Here is a 14,470-nt window from a genome sequence, read left to right as displayed (position 1 = left end):
CGGAGGTAGTCCGGCTACTCCCAGCCGTCGAGCACCGTCTCGGCGGAGAGCGCGGCGAGCGGGACCCGGGTTGCGTCCGTCGCCTCGCAGACCACGTCGAGGAGGCCCGCCCGCGACTCACCGGCGTCGACGACGAGCACCTCGGCGTCGGCTGCGGCGAGCCGGCGAGCGGCCTCCCGGGTCGCCGTCGTCGGGCTTCCGTCCGCGACGTTCGCGCGGCCGTCCGTCACGAGTACGACGAGCGCGCCGTCCGGGTCCTCCGTCGCCAGCAACTCGGCGGCGGCGTCGAGCCCCGCGGGCAGCGGCGTCCGGTCCGCGCTCGGGAGCTCTTTTAAATGACGCGCAGCCAGCGACACGCTCGTCGTCGGCGGGAGCAGCGTCTCCGCGTCGTCGCCGCCGAACGCGACCAGCGCGACCTCGTCGCGCTCGGCGTAGGCGTCCCGCAGGAGGTCGACGACGACGCCCTTCGCCGCGCGCATTGCCGGCGCCATCGACGCGCTCGCGTCCGTGACGAAGACCGTGAGCGTCCGCGCCGAATCGGTCCGGACGCTCTGTTTAAGGTCCTCGTCCGTCGGCGTCGACCGCCCCTCCCGCGCCGCCGACCGCACGGTCGACGCGGCGTCGATGGAGCCAGTCGAGCGCTCGTCGCTCGTGACGGATTCCGTCCGGACGCGCGCGCCGCGCCCGTCGGTCGACGGCGCCGCCTCGCCCCGCCCGATCCCGTCATTGGTCGTCGCCTGCGAGGTGTCCGGCGGCTCGACGTCCGGCGCCGTCGCCTCGCCGACCTCGGCCCGGGCCGCGCCGGGAACGAGCGGCGGGGCTGCTTCCTCGTCGGCATCGTCGTCCGCGTTGCCGCTTTCGTCGTTGCCGGGGTCGTCGCCGTCTTCGCGGTCGTCCGCGTCGTTTGGGCCGTCTGGGTCGTCCGGCAGTTCAGCCGACTGGGTGTCGGGGGTTCGGTCGCCGGCTTCATCGTCCGGGGACGGCTGGTCCGATTCCGCGTCGTCAGGGTCGTCGCCTTCGCTGCCGTCGGCGTCACCGTCCGGATTGTCGCTCCGCCCTCCATCGCCGTCCGAGTCGCCGTCGCGCGTCGAGTCCGAATCCGGTTCGGGGTCGCCGCCATCACCATCGTCTCTCCCGGCTTCCTCCTCACTTCCCCCTGTCTCGCCATCGCTACCGCCATCGTCTTCGCCTTTATCCGGGTCCGCCTCGCCATCGTCGGCCTCTTCCTCGCCGTCGAGGTGGTCGTCGATGACCTCCTCGGCGTCCGGCGCGTCCTCGAACGGCTGGCTCTGCATGCGATGCGCGAGCGCGTAGCCGGCCGCCTCGTGAACGTCGGACTCGAGGACCTTGTCGCGGCCGTCGAGGGCGGCGAGCGCCCGGGCGGCACGCGCGATGGCGAAGTCCGCGCGGTGGCCGTCCACGCCGGCGTCGACGCAGAGCTCCGCGATCGTTCGCTTGAACTCGGTCACGATTTCGGGGGTGAGCTCACGGGCGCGGTTGACCTGCTCGCGTCGACGCGCCGTTGCCGACTCGAGGTCTTCAGTTTCTTCGAGGTCGTCGCTCTCGAGCACCTGGTCGATGATCGCGACGCGGTCGTCGACGTCCTCCAGCCCCGCGACGTCGACGCAGAGGTCGAAGCGGTCGCGGAGCTGCGGCCGAAGGTCCCCCTCCTCCGGGTTCATCGTCCCGACGAGGGTGATGTCCGCCGGATGCGTCCGGCTGACCCCGTCGCGCTCGACGCGGTTGACGCCCGCGGCGGCGGCGTCGAGGATGACGTCGACGAGGTGGTCGTCGAGGAGGTTCACCTCGTCGACGTAGAGGATCCCGCGGTTCGCGCGGGCGAGGAGGCCCGGGTCGAACTCCGCCTCGCCGCCGAGCGCGTCCTCGACGGAGAGGGTCCCGACGACGCGGTCGCGCGTCGCGCCGAGCGGAAGGGTGACGACGGGCGTCGGGCGAGTTTCGACCGGGGGGTCGTCGCGCTCGCGGCACGACTCGCATCGCACGCTCGGGTCGTCCGCGGCTTCCTCCGGCGGGCAGCCGTAGGGGCAGTCGGCGACGGCGCGCTGCTCGGGAAGGAGGTCCGCGACCGCGCGGACGGCGGTCGACTTGGCGGTGCCCTTCTCCCCGCGGATCAGCGTGCCGTTCAGCCCGTCTTCGACTGCGAGGGCCAGTAACGCCCGTTTGAGGCGGTCCTGGCCGACGATCGCGGGCAACGGCGTGGAAAGCTTTTTGTCCGCGCCCAATCCAACCATACTTGTCTTAACCACAACAGAGGTTTAATAACTTGTGACAACGCTCGGCCTCTACACGGCGACGGAAAACGAGCTGGGGGCGGTGCAGGCGGCCGCCGACCGGCTCGACGGTATCGATCTCGTGGTCCGCAGCGAAGGCGACCTCGACGAACAGGCTGACGTCGGCGAGTTCGTCGACGAGCTCCGCGACGCGACCGCGGCCGTGTTCTGGCTCCACGGCGCCGAGGACAGCATGCCGGGCTACGAGTTCGCGGTCGAGGAGCTCCGCGACGCGGGCGTCCCGCTCGTCGTGAAGGCGACCGGCGACGCGTTCGCGGTCGAAGACACCAGCGTCCCGACCGCCGACCGTGAGCAGGTCTGTGAGTACCTCGAACGCGGCGGCACGGTCAACCTCGCGAACATGGCCCGCTACCTCGCCGACGAGTACGGCGCGGGCGACGACGCTGGCGACGCGGACGGAGACACCGGCTGGAGCGGCGACGTCGACGACCCCGTCGCGCTCCCGACCGAGGGCGTCTACCACCCCGACTACCCCGCCGCCGACTACGAGGACCTGATCGCGACCTTCGACGACGACACGCCGACCGTCGGCGTCTGGTTCTACGAGTCCCACTGGACCCACGAGAACACGCGCTACGTCGACGCGCAGGTCCGCAAGCTGGAGTCGCTCGGCGCGAACGCGCTCCCCGTCTTCTGTAACCCCGTCACCGACTCCGACGAGCAGCAGGACGCGGAGTGGACCGTCGACGAGTTCTTCACCGACGACGCGGGCGACCCGGTCGTCGACGGCGTGCTCTCCTCCTTCATGTTCTCCCTCTCGATGAGCGAGCGCGGCCGCGACGCCGACGACGAGGGCGCCGACGCCGAGGATGTGTTCCTCGACCGTCTGGGGGTCCCCGTCATCCAGACGGTGACGACGATGCGCTCGCGGTCGCGCTACGAATCCAGCGAGACGGGCGTGATGGGCTTCGAGCTCGCGCTCTCGGTCGCGCTGCCCGAGTTCGACGGCAACGTTATCACCCATCCCATCTCGGGCAAGGAGCGGATGGACGACGACGCCGGCGTCGGTTCGGCGCCGAAACAGCACTTCCCCATCGACGACCGCGTCGACCACGCGGCCCGGCTCGCGGTCAACTGGGCCGAGCTGCGCCACACACCGAACGATGAGAAGAACGTCGCCGTCGTGCTCCACAACTACCCGCCGAGCGACGACGGCATCGGCACCGCCTTCGGCCTCGACTCGCCGGAATCGACGGTGAACCTGCTGGACGAACTGGGTGCGCGTGGGTACGACCTCGGGACGGGCGCGGGCAGCGGACCCAGCGCCGCCCCCGTCGACGACGGCCAGCAGCTCATCGACACGCTCACCTCACAGCTCACGCTCGACGACCGCTGGGTCGCGCCGGAGGACGTGCGGGATCGCAGCGTCGACGTCGTCTCCCCGGACCAGTACACCGACTGGTTCGAGGGGAAGGCCGACGGCTTCCAGGAGGGCGTCCTCGAGGAGTGGGGCGACCCGCCGGACCGCCCGTTCGCGATCCCCGGCGTCGAGTTCGGCAACGTGCTCGTGACGGTCCAGCCCCCGCGCGGCTTCGGGATGGACCCCTCGAAGGTGTACCACGACTCCGACCTCTGGCCGCCACACGACTACGTCGCCTTCTACGGCTGGCTCCGGAACCAGTTCGAGGCCGACGCCGTCGTCCACCTCGGCACGCACGGGTCGCTGGAGTGGCTCCCCGGCAAGACCGTCGGGCTCGACTCCGGTAGCGCACCGGACGGGCTCATCTCCGACATCCCGAACGTCTACCCGTACATCGTCAACAACCCCGGTGAGGGGACGCAGGCGAAGCGTCGCTCCTATGCTGCGATCATCGACTACCTGACGCCGGTGATGGGCCGCGCGGGCAGCTACGACGAGCTCGCGCAGCTCGAGGACCTCGCGCGCCAGTACCGTGAGGCCGGCGGCACCGAGGTCCGCAACGACGAGGGCGAGAAGCTCGAACAGCTCCTCCGCGAGAAGGTCGCGGAGCTCGACCTCGCCGTCGAGCTCGGCATCGAGGGGACCATCGACGAGACGGTCGACGTGCGCGGGCCGGAAGAGGCCGGGACCGAGCTCGCCGAGGGCGACGTCGACGGCGACGCGGTCGACACCGACGAGCTCGTCGAGCGCGTCCACGGCTATCTGACCGACGTGAAGAACACCCAGATCCGGCTCGGCCTCCACACGATGGGCGAGCCGCCGGTCGAGGACCGGCTCGTCGAGTACCTCGTCGCGCTCACGCGCTTAGAGAACCCCGGCTCGCCGAGCCTCCGCGAGTCCGTCGCGGGCGTGCTCGGCGTCGACTACGAGAAGATGCTGAACGCGCCCGGCGAGTACGACGAGACGCTCGGAATGACCTACGGCGAGGCCGCCGACGAGGTGTACGAGACGAGCAAGGAGCTCGTCCGAACCCTCGCCGAGCGCGACTTCGACGTGCCGGAGTCCGGCGTCGACGCCGGCCCGGACGAGGAGGTCAACATGAACCTGCTCGTCGTCGACGTCGACCCGCTCGGTGACGCGCGCGTGCAGGGCGGCGCGCACGACGACCTGCGCGAGGTGCTCGCGTTCATCTGCGAGGAGGCCGCCCCGCGGGTTGCGGGCGCCGAGAACGAGATCCCGCAGACGGCGGACGCGCTTGCCGGCGAGTACGTCCCGCCGGGCGGCTCCGGCGCGCCGACCCGCGGCGGCGTCGACCTGCTCCCGACCGGGCGCAACTTCTACACGCTGGACCCGCGGAAGGTGCCCGCCAAGCCGGCCTGGGAGGTCGGCCGCGAGATCGCCGCCGACACGCTCGCCCGGCATCAGGACGAGCAGGGCGAATACCCCGAGGAGGTCGGCGTCGTCGCCTGGGGCACCCCGACCGTCCGCACGCGCGGCGAGACGATCGCCCAGGTGCTCGCGATGATGGGCGTCGAACCAGTCTGGACGGACGCCGGCCGCGTCGACGACGTGGAGCCGATCCCGCTCGACGAGCTGGATCGCCCCCGCGTCGACGTGACGACGCGCGTATCGGGGCTGTTCCGGGACGCGTTCCCGGCCGCCGCGAGCGTCGTCCACGACGCCGTCGACGCCGTCGTCGACCTCGACGAGCCGCACGAGATGAACTACGTGAAAAAGCACGTCGAGGAGGAGGCCGCGGAACTCGAGGAGCAGGGCCACGACAACCCGGAGAAGGCCGCCAAACACCGCGTGTTCACGACCCGCCCCGGCGGCTACGGCGCGGGGACGAACAAGGCGGTCGACGAGGGCAACTGGGACGACCGTTCGGACCTCGCGGACGTCTACGTCCAGTGGGGCGGCTACGCGCTCGGCTCGCGCGGGAAGACCTCGGAGGCGCACGACAGCTTCGAGCGGCGCCTCGGCAACGTCGAGGCGACCGTCAAGATCGAGGACACGATGGAGCAGGACGAGTTCGACTCCTCGGACTGGTACGCCTTCCACGGCGGCTTCATCACCGCCGTCACGGAGGTATCCGGCTCGGAGCCGGCCTCCTACGTCGGCGACTCCTCGGACCCGGACAACGTGACGGTGTACACCAACGAGGAGAAGGTCCGGAAGGCGATGCGCTCGCGCGTGCTCAACCCGAACTGGCTCGACTCCATGATGGAGCACGGCTACAAGGGCGCCGGCGACCTCTCGAAGACGGTCGACGTGACGCTCGGCTGGGACGCGACCGCCGGCGTCATCAGCGACGCGCTCTGGGCCGACGTCGCCGAGAAGTACGCCTTCGACGAGGAACGCCAGGAGTGGCTCCGCGACGTCAACCCCTGGGCGCTCGACTCGATCACTGACACGCTCCTGGAGGCCGTCGACCGCGGTCTCTGGGACGCCGACCAGGAGACGGTCGACCGCCTGCGGGACCTCAACCTCGAGGTCGACGGCGACCTCGAAGCGAGAGCCGCCGCTGACCCGCCGGACCTGGCAACCGCCGGCGACGATACGGGGGTGAGCAGCGATGACGACTGAGGGCGCTGCCGAAGCGGACGACGTCGACGCTGCCGACGACGAATTCGAGGAGTACGCCGACCTCGGCGCGACGACCTCGAACGCGATGGAGATCGCGGAGACGAGCATGGACCGGGTCCACGAGATCGTCCCGCAGGAGGAGCCCGCCGACCGCATGCGCGCGAAGTCGGTCCACGCGACCGGCGACCCCGAGTTCCAGCACCTGATGCGCTTCGAGCACGACCCGGTTCCGGCCGGCGCCAGAGCGGTCCTCGACGAAGCCCCGATCGTGACGGACATCACGATGGTCAAATCGGGGATCACCGGTCGCGGCCACAACTGCGAGGTCAGGAAGGCCATCGGCAACGGCGCCGACCTCGCCGCGGAGACGGGCATGACCCGCACCGCGGCGAGCGTCCTCACGCTCGACAAGGAGGGCGTCTACGACGGCGCCATCGCCGTCGTCGGCAACGCGCCGACCGCCACGCTCGCGCTCGCGGACTGCATCGAGCAGGGCACCCGCCCCGCGGCGGTCGTCGCAACGCCCGTCGGCTTCGTCAAGGCCGCCGAGAGCCGGAAACGGCTTCGCGAGGTCGCCCAGGAGCACGGCGTCCCGGCGGTGACGAACGTCGGTCGCCGGGGCGGCTCCGGCCTCGCGGCCGGGCTGACGAACGAGTTCGTCCACGTCGCCAGCGACGTGCGCAACGACGAGCTGACGCTGGAGGGGCTGGAGCGGGGCGAGCTGTGAGCGACGCGTACGACCTCGACAGCGGCCCGGACCCGGCGGACTACGCGGCCAAGGGACCGGATCCGACGGCACAGCTCGGCGCCGATGCTGAGGTCGCCGCCGACCCCGAATCCGTCGTCCACGCGGTCGGCATCGGCCCCGGCAACCGCGAGTACCTCGTCCCGCGAGCCGAGCGCGCGATCCGCGAGGCCGACGTCGTCGTCGGCTTCGAGACGGTCGTCGAGTTCGTCGACAACCTGATCACCGGCGACGCGCTCACCTGCGGCTACCGCGACGAGGCCGAGGCGCTGGAGGCCTTTGGCGAGCGCGTCGCGGCCGGCGAGAACGGGACGGCCGTCCTCATGGGCGACCCGAACCACTCCGGCTACCAGTTCGTCGGCAAGGTGCAGCAGGCGGTCGACGCGGGCGTTGCGAGCGCGGGCGACGATGCTGTCGACGCATCGGTGCGCGTCGAGCCCGGCATCTCCTCACTGCAGGTCGCTGCGAGCCGCGCGCGGACGCCGATGGAGGACACGACGTTCGTCACGCTCCACAAGAGCGGCTCGCTCGACGGCGACCTCGCGAAGCTCCGCGATGACGTCGGCGAGCGCAACCTGCTCGTCCTGCCGCGGCCGTTCGACTGGATGCCCGGCGACGTCGCGGCCGACCTCCTCCAGCACGGCGGCGACCCGGAGGCGACGGCGCTCGTGCTCGAGCGGCTGACCCACGACGACGAGTCCGTCACCGAAACGACGCTCGGCGATCTCGCGGAGGAAGCCGGCGGCGACGGGAAGGGGGACACGCGCTTCTCCGACCTGTCAGTGCTCGCGGTGCGGAACTGAGAGCGGCGCGACGGAGGCCCTCGAGGTCGATATTCGGGACGCTATTTTTACGGAAAGCTCGTCGGTGCGGCTGGTGTTTATAAGTAAAGGGCTGACGGCCTCAGTCCCGTCCGCGACCGTCGGTCGCGACTGGGCGCGCGTCGGCGACCAGGTCGGTGCCGGCGGTCTCGCTGTCACCGTCGGCGAGTACGCGCTCGCGTTCGACCTCCGCGTGGATCGCCTCGGTGAGCTGGGGGCCGGCCCCGAACGGGTCGGCGTACTCGAAGCCGCCGCGATCCAACTCCAGTTTCTCCGGGATGCCCGTGCGGGTCGCCTCGCACTCGGCGACGAACAGGGGCACGACGACGGCGCTGTCGTGGTCCAGCGTGTAGCGCGCGCACTCGACGGCCGGGCTCTGGAGCAGGTAGGCGGTGCGGACCTCCTCGAAGTCGCTGCGAAGCCGCTCGGCGTGGTACTCGGCCGTGTCACGGCCGTAGTCGTCGCCGCTGTTCCCGAGCGCGACGAGCAACAGGGCGTCGGTATCGGCCTCGTCCGCGTCGTCGTCGCCCGTTTCGGCGGCTCGCTCGCGGAGCAGTTCGGTGACGGCCGGGCTCTCGCCGACCGGGTCGCAGTAGCGGACCTCGCCGGAGAGCGACGAGAGCGCCCGGGGCACGTCCTCGGTCGTTTCGTAGGTGTGGGCGAAACACATCGGTACGACGTACGTGCGGTCGGCCTCGTGATCGCGGAACGTCTCGGCCAGGTCGAACGCCGGCTCCGCGCCGTACGTGGCCGTCGTGACGGCGTCGACGACGTCGCGCTCCCGGAGCCGGGCCGCGTGTCGCTCGAGCACCGCGGACGTGGCCTCACGGCCGACGAGGATGAGGGTTTCCCGGGTCATCGTTATGAAAGTGCAGTTGGATTAGTCCAAAGGGACTTGCTACTGGCTTGCAAGGCGGACACTAAATAACTTGTCCACGCCGCCGACCCGAGATACAGGCCCCCGTGTTCGGTAGTCACAAAGCGCCCGACAGCGGTCGGATTCATCGGCTTCCGTTCCCACGCGAGCGTTTTATGCGGCCTCGCCCGCGTCCCTTCGGTATGCACGAAGGCAGCGGGACGCGGCGGACGAACGGCTCCCGGTCGGCCAGGAGCGCCGACCGAAACCGGTCCTCTTCGGGGTGTCGCGCGTGAAGGGCGTCGTCCTCGGCGGGACGTCCTCGGGCGTCGGCAAGACGGTCGCGACGCTGTCCGTCATGCGCGCGCTGGAGAACGCGGGCCACGAACCGGTGCCGGCGAAGGCCGGCCCCGACTTCATCGACCCGAGCCACCACGCCGCCGTCTTCGAGAAGCCCTCCCGAACGCTCGACACCTGGATGCAGGGCGTCGACGGCGTCCGGCGGACCGCCGCGGACGCCGCCAGCGACGGCGATTTTATGGTCGTCGAGGGGATGATGGGGCTCTACGACGGGAGCGTCACCTCGACCGCCGCAACCGCGGCTGCACTCGACCTGCCGGTCGTCCTCGTCGTCGACGCGAAGGCCGGGATGCAGAGCGTCGGCGCGACCGCGCTCGGCTTCCGCGAGTACGCCGCCCACGACGCGCTCCCCGAGGACGTGCGCGAGACGATTGCCGACCCTCGCGTCGACGTCGCGGGCATCATCGCCCAGCGCGCGCACGGGGGTCGCCACGAGCAGGGGATCCGCGACGCGCTCACCGAGGACGTCGAGTTCCTCGGGCGGGTCCCGCCGACCTCCGGCCTCGAGATCCCGGACCGGCACCTCGGGCTCCACATGGGCGACGAAGCACCCCTCGACGACGACGCGATCGACGCTGGCGCCGAGTACGTCGACGTGGCGGCGCTGCTCGAGGTCGCGCGCGAACCCGCGGCTCCCGAGACGGCTGCTTCCACCCCGACTGCCGAGCGGCAGCGGTCCGCCGCCAGCGACGACCGCCCCACAGTCGCCGTCGCGCAGGACGAGGCGTTCCGGTTCATCTACCCGTCCACGCGCGAGCGACTCCGGGGCCTCGCGGACGTGGTCACCTTCGCGCCCGTCGCCGGCGACGACCTCCCAGCGTGTGACGCGGTGTACCTCCCGGGCGGCTATCCGGAACTCAACGCCGAGGCGCTGTCCGAGAGTCCGGCGCTGTCGACGCTCGCGGACCGGGCCGCGGACGGGCTCCCGGTCCTCGGCGAGTGCGGCGGGTTCATGGCGCTCGCGGAGTCGCTGACGACGGCCGAGGGTGACACCTACGAGATGGCCGGCGTCCTGCCGGGCGGCGTCGAGATGCACGACCGCTACCAGGCGCTCGACCACGTCGAGCTCGTCGCGCGGGAGGACGGGCCGACCGCGACGGCGGGCGAACGCCAGCGCGGCCACGAGTTCCACTACTCCAGTCACGACGCGGCCGCCGTCGACGCCGCCAGCGACGCGCGCTTCGCGTTCGACGTCGAGCGCGGGGACGGCATCGATGGCGAGCACGACGGGCTCACGGAGTACGCGACCGTCGGGACGTACGCCCACCGGCACGCCGCCTCCGGCGCGTTCGACCGGCTCGTCGCGGCCGCCAGCGAGCGCTGAGGGCTCAGAGAGAGATTCGCGCCATCCTCGACTTCCGATAGGTGTTTTACCGGTCCCCTGCGGAGTGCGCGTATGGAACACGTGGACGCGGACGAGCTCGAAAACCGGATCATGCCCGCGGCCGTGATGAAGTCGCTGACGGAGCCGCTCGGGACGACGGATCTGGCCATCAACTACTACGAGCTCGACCCCGGCGACAGCTTCGCGTTCGCCTACCACGACCACGAGGTGCAGGAGGAGGTGTTCTTCGTCTTCGAGGGGACCGCGACCTTCGAGACGGCGGACGGCGCCGTCACTGTCGGCCCGCGTGAAGCGCTCCGGGTCGACCGCGACGAGCTCCAGCGCGGCTGGAACCGCGGCGACGAGCGCGTGTTCGCCGTCGCGCTCGGCGCCCCACTCGACTACGGCGACATGACGAAGCTGCGGTACTGCCCGACCTGCCGGGCCGAAACGGACAACGAGCTCGAGCGTCTCGGCCCCGAGGCCGACGTCGAGGACATGGACGTGGGCGAGCACGAGGGCGAGGAGGCGGCGATCGCGGTCTGTACCGAGTGCGGGACGACGACGGGTCACTGGACCGAGGGGTCGACGCCCGGCGAGGTCGACTGACCCGGCCGGCGATCGTAACTTCTTCATCCCGCTGGGGGCTCGCCCGCACCTGTGACGAGTTCGGACGAGTCGCCGGCGGACGACGAGCAGCACGAGGACCCGGCAGCCGCAGATCCGGACTCGGTCGTCGACTCGCTGTTCGAGGTGACCGGCGGCGCGGCGGTGGTCGTCACCGGGATGATCGCCGGCATGGCGCTCATGCTCGCCGGTCGCGGGCTGTTCACGCGGTCGTTCACCCCGGACGAGTACGGGCTGTTCTCGCTGGCGTTCACCGTCGCCTCGATCCTCACCGTCGTCGCGACGCTGGGGCTCCGCAACGGCGTGACGCGACAGGTGGCGTTCCACGGCGCCGAGGCCCCGGACGCCGACGAGGTCGTCTCCGACCTGACTCCCGCCAGCATCGTGACGTGGGGCATCGTCGCCGCCACCGTCGCCAGCGCCGCCGTCGCGGGGGTGCTGTACGCGCTCGCCGGGCCGCTGGCGACGCTGTTCGGGCACCCGGAGTACGCGCTTGCTTTCCGCGTCGCCGCGGTCGCGCTTCCGGGGCTTTCGGTCGTGAAGATCTGCACGGCCGTCTTCCGCGGCTTCGGGCGAGCGAAGGAGCGCGTCGTATTCCAGGAGCTTCTCCAGAAGGCGACGTTCCCGCTGTTGCTCGCGGCGGTCGTCTACTGGGAGGTCGGCGTCACCGCCGCGCTGTTGGCGTTTCCCGTGTCGCTGGCGCTGACGGCCGTCGTCTACCTCGCCTACACGGTCTACGCCGATCCCGGGTCCTTCCGGGGGGCGGCCCTCTCCGCACTCCGGCGACCGAGCGACGGCTACGAGCTGCTGGCGTTCTCGTTCCCGCTGCTGTTCGCCTCGCTGCTCATCCAGATCATGTCGTGGACGGACATCCTGATGCTCGGTTACTTCAAGACCGCCGCCGAGGTCGGGATCTACGACGGCGTCCGCCCGCTCGTCAGGGGTATCTCGATCATCTGGGGGTCGATGATCTTCCTGTACACGCCCGTCGTCTCCGAGTTCACGGCGAAGGGGGCGAACCAGGCCGTCAAGCGGGTCTACTTCGTCCTCACGAAGTGGTTCGCCTCGATCACCTACCCCGTCGCCCTGACCTTCCTCCTCTTCCCCGAACTCGCGCTCGGCACCGTGTTCGGTCCGGAGTACCGTGCGGGCGGGCTCGCGCTCCGCATCCTCGCCGTCGCGTACTTCCTCGGCAACGTAATGGGACCGAACGGGGCGACGCTGACCGCGCTCGGGCAGACGCGGGCCGTGATGTGGGCGAACTTCGTCGCCGCCGTCGGCAACGTCGGGCTCAACCTCTGGCTCATCCCGCCGTTCGGCATCGTCGGCGCCGCGTTCGCGACGGCCGCGGCGCTGGTCACCCGGAACGTGATCCGCGTCTGGCTCGTCTACCGGTTCTCGGGGGCACACTCCTTCGAGGCGCCGATGCTCGTGCCGATGGGGATCACGTTCGGCGCCGCGCTCGCGTTCTTCGTCGGCGCCGGCGACTGGATCGACTCCGCGGTCCGCGTGCTTCCGTTCCTCGTCGGCCTGTTCGCGATCTACTTCGGGTCGATGGTCGGCCTCGGCTACGTCGAGCCCGCGGACCGGGAACTGGTGAGGAAGGTCCGCTCCTGGCGGCCGATGGCCGGTGACTGACGCTCGGGAGCCAGGAACCGGCAACCGCCGGGTCCAGGGGTAACCCTATTTGCCCCCGGGGCCAACTCGCGGGTATGCTTCACGCCGAAGGGCCGCTGCTGACGCTCGACCTCTCCGAGCGCTCGGCCACGCGGACCGACATCGACGACCTCCTCGAGCAGTTCATCGGCGGGCGAGCGCTGGCGACGGCGCTGGCCCACGACCGAATTCCGTTCGACGCCGACCCGTTCGGCCCGGAGAACCGCGCGTACCTCTCGACGGGGCCGCTCCAGCAATCGAACATGTCCTTCACGGGCCGGATGTCGATGACGGGCCTTTCCCCGCTCACGGACGGGCTGGTCTCGACGAACGCCGGCGGCTACCTCTCGCGGGAGTTCTCCGGGGCGGGCATCTCCATCCTCGAGGTCGTCGGTGAGAGCGACGAGCTGCTCATCGCGCACGTGACGGACGAGGGCGTCGAGTTCGAGGAAGTGCCGCAGCTGGAGCAGGCCGAGGTCCCCGAGGTCTCCGACTACGTCGAGGAGACGCGCGGGCTCGGCCCGGAGAACTGCATCGCCATCGGCCCCGCGGGCGAGAACCTCGTCCGGTTCGCGTCGGTGATGACGTTCGACTCGCGCGCGTTCGGGCGCGGCGGGCTCGGGGCCGTCCTCGGCTCGAAGAACCTGAAAGCGGTCACCTTCGAGGGCGACTCCTCGCCCGAGATCGAGATCCCGGACCCGCCGGCGATGGACGTCCACCGCGAGGCGGCGACCTCGGACGACCAGATGCGCCGGCAGGGGACCACCGGCGGCACGGAGTTCATCAACGAGAACTTCTCGCTGCCGACGCGCTACTTCGAGGGGTACCACTTCGAGGACGCCGACCAGATCGGCGGCGACGCCGTCGAGGAGAAGAAGTACAAGAAGGGTGCCTGTTCGGCCTGCGCGTACGCCTGCAAGCTCCCGACGCGGGACGAGGAGACGGGCGTCGAGACCGAGGGCCCCGAGTTCGAGACCGTTTACGCGTTCGGCTCGAACCAGGGCGTCGGCGACATCGTCGACGTGATGAAGGCGAACGAGCTGTGTGACATTCTCGGGATGGACACCATCTCCGCCGGCGTCACCGTCGCCGCGTACCTCGCGAGCGAGGACGAGTTCGGCAACGCGGAGCTCGCCCAGGAGGTCACGGAGAAGATCGCCCACCGCGAGGGCGTCGGCGACACGCTCGCGGAGGGCGTCCACCGCGCGCACGACGACCTTGGCGTCGACGACTACACGGTCAAGGGCATGGAGTTCGCGGCCCACGACGGGCGCGTACTCCACGGCCAGGGGCTCTCCTACGCGGTCGCGAACCGCGGCGGCGACCACATGTACGCCGGGATGCTCGGGCCGGAATATTCGGGCGAGATCGACCCCGAGGGCACCCTCGGCAAGTCGGAGCTACTCGTCAAGAAGGAGAACCGCAACGTCATCCGCGACTCCGGCGTCGTCTGCGCGTTCGCCGGCGACTACGTCACGGACGACCGCCTCGAGCAGCTCCTCGACCACCCCTACGAGGAGCTGCTGGAGATCGGTGCCCGCACGATCGAGCGCGAGCGCCACTTCAACAACCAGCGCGGGAAAGACGTCACGGACGACGACCTCCCGTACGACATCCCGGACCTCGAGGACGCGGTCCAGGAGTACTACGAGGAACGCGGCCTCCGTGAGGACGGCACGATCCCGGACGACCGGGTCGCGACCGTCGCAACCGATCTCGAGGACCGCGCCGGAAGCGACGCCGCACCGGCGGACGACTGACAGCAACGTCGCCGGTCGGCGCCCGCCCGATCGACTGCCGGAGCTCGGCCGATCGACTGCCGG

9 protein-coding genes are annotated in these 14,470 nt (G+C 70.6%); 7 read left to right on the top strand and 2 right to left on the bottom strand.

Annotated features, from left to right (window positions below):
• Positions 1 to 14: 14 nt before the first annotated feature.
• The gene (locus ACQE3M_RS09205) at positions 15 to 2,252 is read right to left on the bottom strand and encodes a VWA domain-containing protein (protein ID WP_430505307.1); all 2,238 of its coding nucleotides are present in this window, start codon (positions 2,250 to 2,252) and stop codon (positions 15 to 17) included.
• A gap of 34 nt (positions 2,253 to 2,286) precedes the next feature.
• Here ACQE3M_RS09205 and cobN point away from each other — a divergent pair, with 34 nt between their 5' ends.
• The 3 genes from cobN to ACQE3M_RS09190 are packed head-to-tail and all read left to right on the top strand — an operon-like array spanning position 2,287 to position 7,806.
• The gene (gene cobN / locus ACQE3M_RS09200) at positions 2,287 to 6,258 is read left to right on the top strand and encodes a cobaltochelatase subunit CobN (RefSeq protein ID WP_430505306.1); all 3,972 of its coding nucleotides are present in this window, start codon (positions 2,287 to 2,289) and stop codon (positions 6,256 to 6,258) included.
• Positions 6,248 to 6,985, top strand: coding sequence for a precorrin-8X methylmutase (locus ACQE3M_RS09195; RefSeq protein WP_430505305.1), 738 nt, complete (start codon positions 6,248 to 6,250; stop codon positions 6,983 to 6,985). The genes cobN and ACQE3M_RS09195 overlap by 11 nt, the downstream gene beginning before the upstream one ends.
• Positions 6,982 to 7,806 carry a cobalt-precorrin-7 (C(5))-methyltransferase gene (locus ACQE3M_RS09190; protein ID WP_430505304.1) on the top strand — a complete coding sequence of 275 codons (825 nt, stop codon included), beginning with the start codon at positions 6,982 to 6,984 and terminating at the stop codon, positions 7,804 to 7,806. The genes ACQE3M_RS09195 and ACQE3M_RS09190 overlap by 4 nt, the downstream gene beginning before the upstream one ends.
• 100 nt (positions 7,807 to 7,906) lie before the next feature.
• On the opposite strand, the gene ACQE3M_RS09185 is transcribed toward ACQE3M_RS09190, so the two are convergent.
• Positions 7,907 to 8,683 carry a CbiX/SirB N-terminal domain-containing protein gene (locus ACQE3M_RS09185; protein WP_430505303.1) on the bottom strand — a complete coding sequence of 259 codons (777 nt, stop codon included), beginning with the start codon at positions 8,681 to 8,683 and terminating at the stop codon, positions 7,907 to 7,909.
• A 289-nt stretch (positions 8,684 to 8,972) separates the two neighbouring features.
• On the opposite strand from ACQE3M_RS09185, the gene ACQE3M_RS09180 reads away from it, so the two are divergent.
• The 4 genes from ACQE3M_RS09180 to ACQE3M_RS09165 all read left to right on the top strand — a co-directional run bounded on the left by ACQE3M_RS09180 (position 8,973) and on the right by ACQE3M_RS09165 (position 14,407).
• Positions 8,973 to 10,364, top strand: coding sequence for a cobyrinic acid a,c-diamide synthase (locus ACQE3M_RS09180; protein ID WP_430505302.1), 1,392 nt, complete (start codon positions 8,973 to 8,975; stop codon positions 10,362 to 10,364).
• Between the two features lie 72 nt (positions 10,365 to 10,436).
• Positions 10,437 to 10,973, top strand: coding sequence for a cupin domain-containing protein (locus ACQE3M_RS09175; RefSeq protein WP_430505301.1), 537 nt, complete (start codon positions 10,437 to 10,439; stop codon positions 10,971 to 10,973).
• 51 nt (positions 10,974 to 11,024) lie between these two features.
• Entirely contained in the window at positions 11,025 to 12,629 is a 1,605-nt protein-coding gene (locus ACQE3M_RS09170; RefSeq protein ID WP_430505300.1) for a flippase, read from the top strand.
• A gap of 74 nt (positions 12,630 to 12,703) precedes the next feature.
• Positions 12,704 to 14,407, top strand: a complete 1,704-nt coding sequence (locus tag ACQE3M_RS09165) for an aldehyde ferredoxin oxidoreductase C-terminal domain-containing protein (RefSeq protein ID WP_430505299.1) — start codon at positions 12,704 to 12,706, stop codon at positions 14,405 to 14,407.
• The last annotated feature ends 63 nt before the right edge of the window (positions 14,408 to 14,470 follow it).

Origin of the sequence: Halosubterraneus shenae, from assembly GCF_050510935.1 — an archaeon.
Classification (GTDB): domain Archaea; phylum Halobacteriota; class Halobacteria; order Halobacteriales; family Haloferacaceae; genus JBDGPU01.
This window is presented reverse-complemented; position numbering and strand designations above follow the sequence as displayed.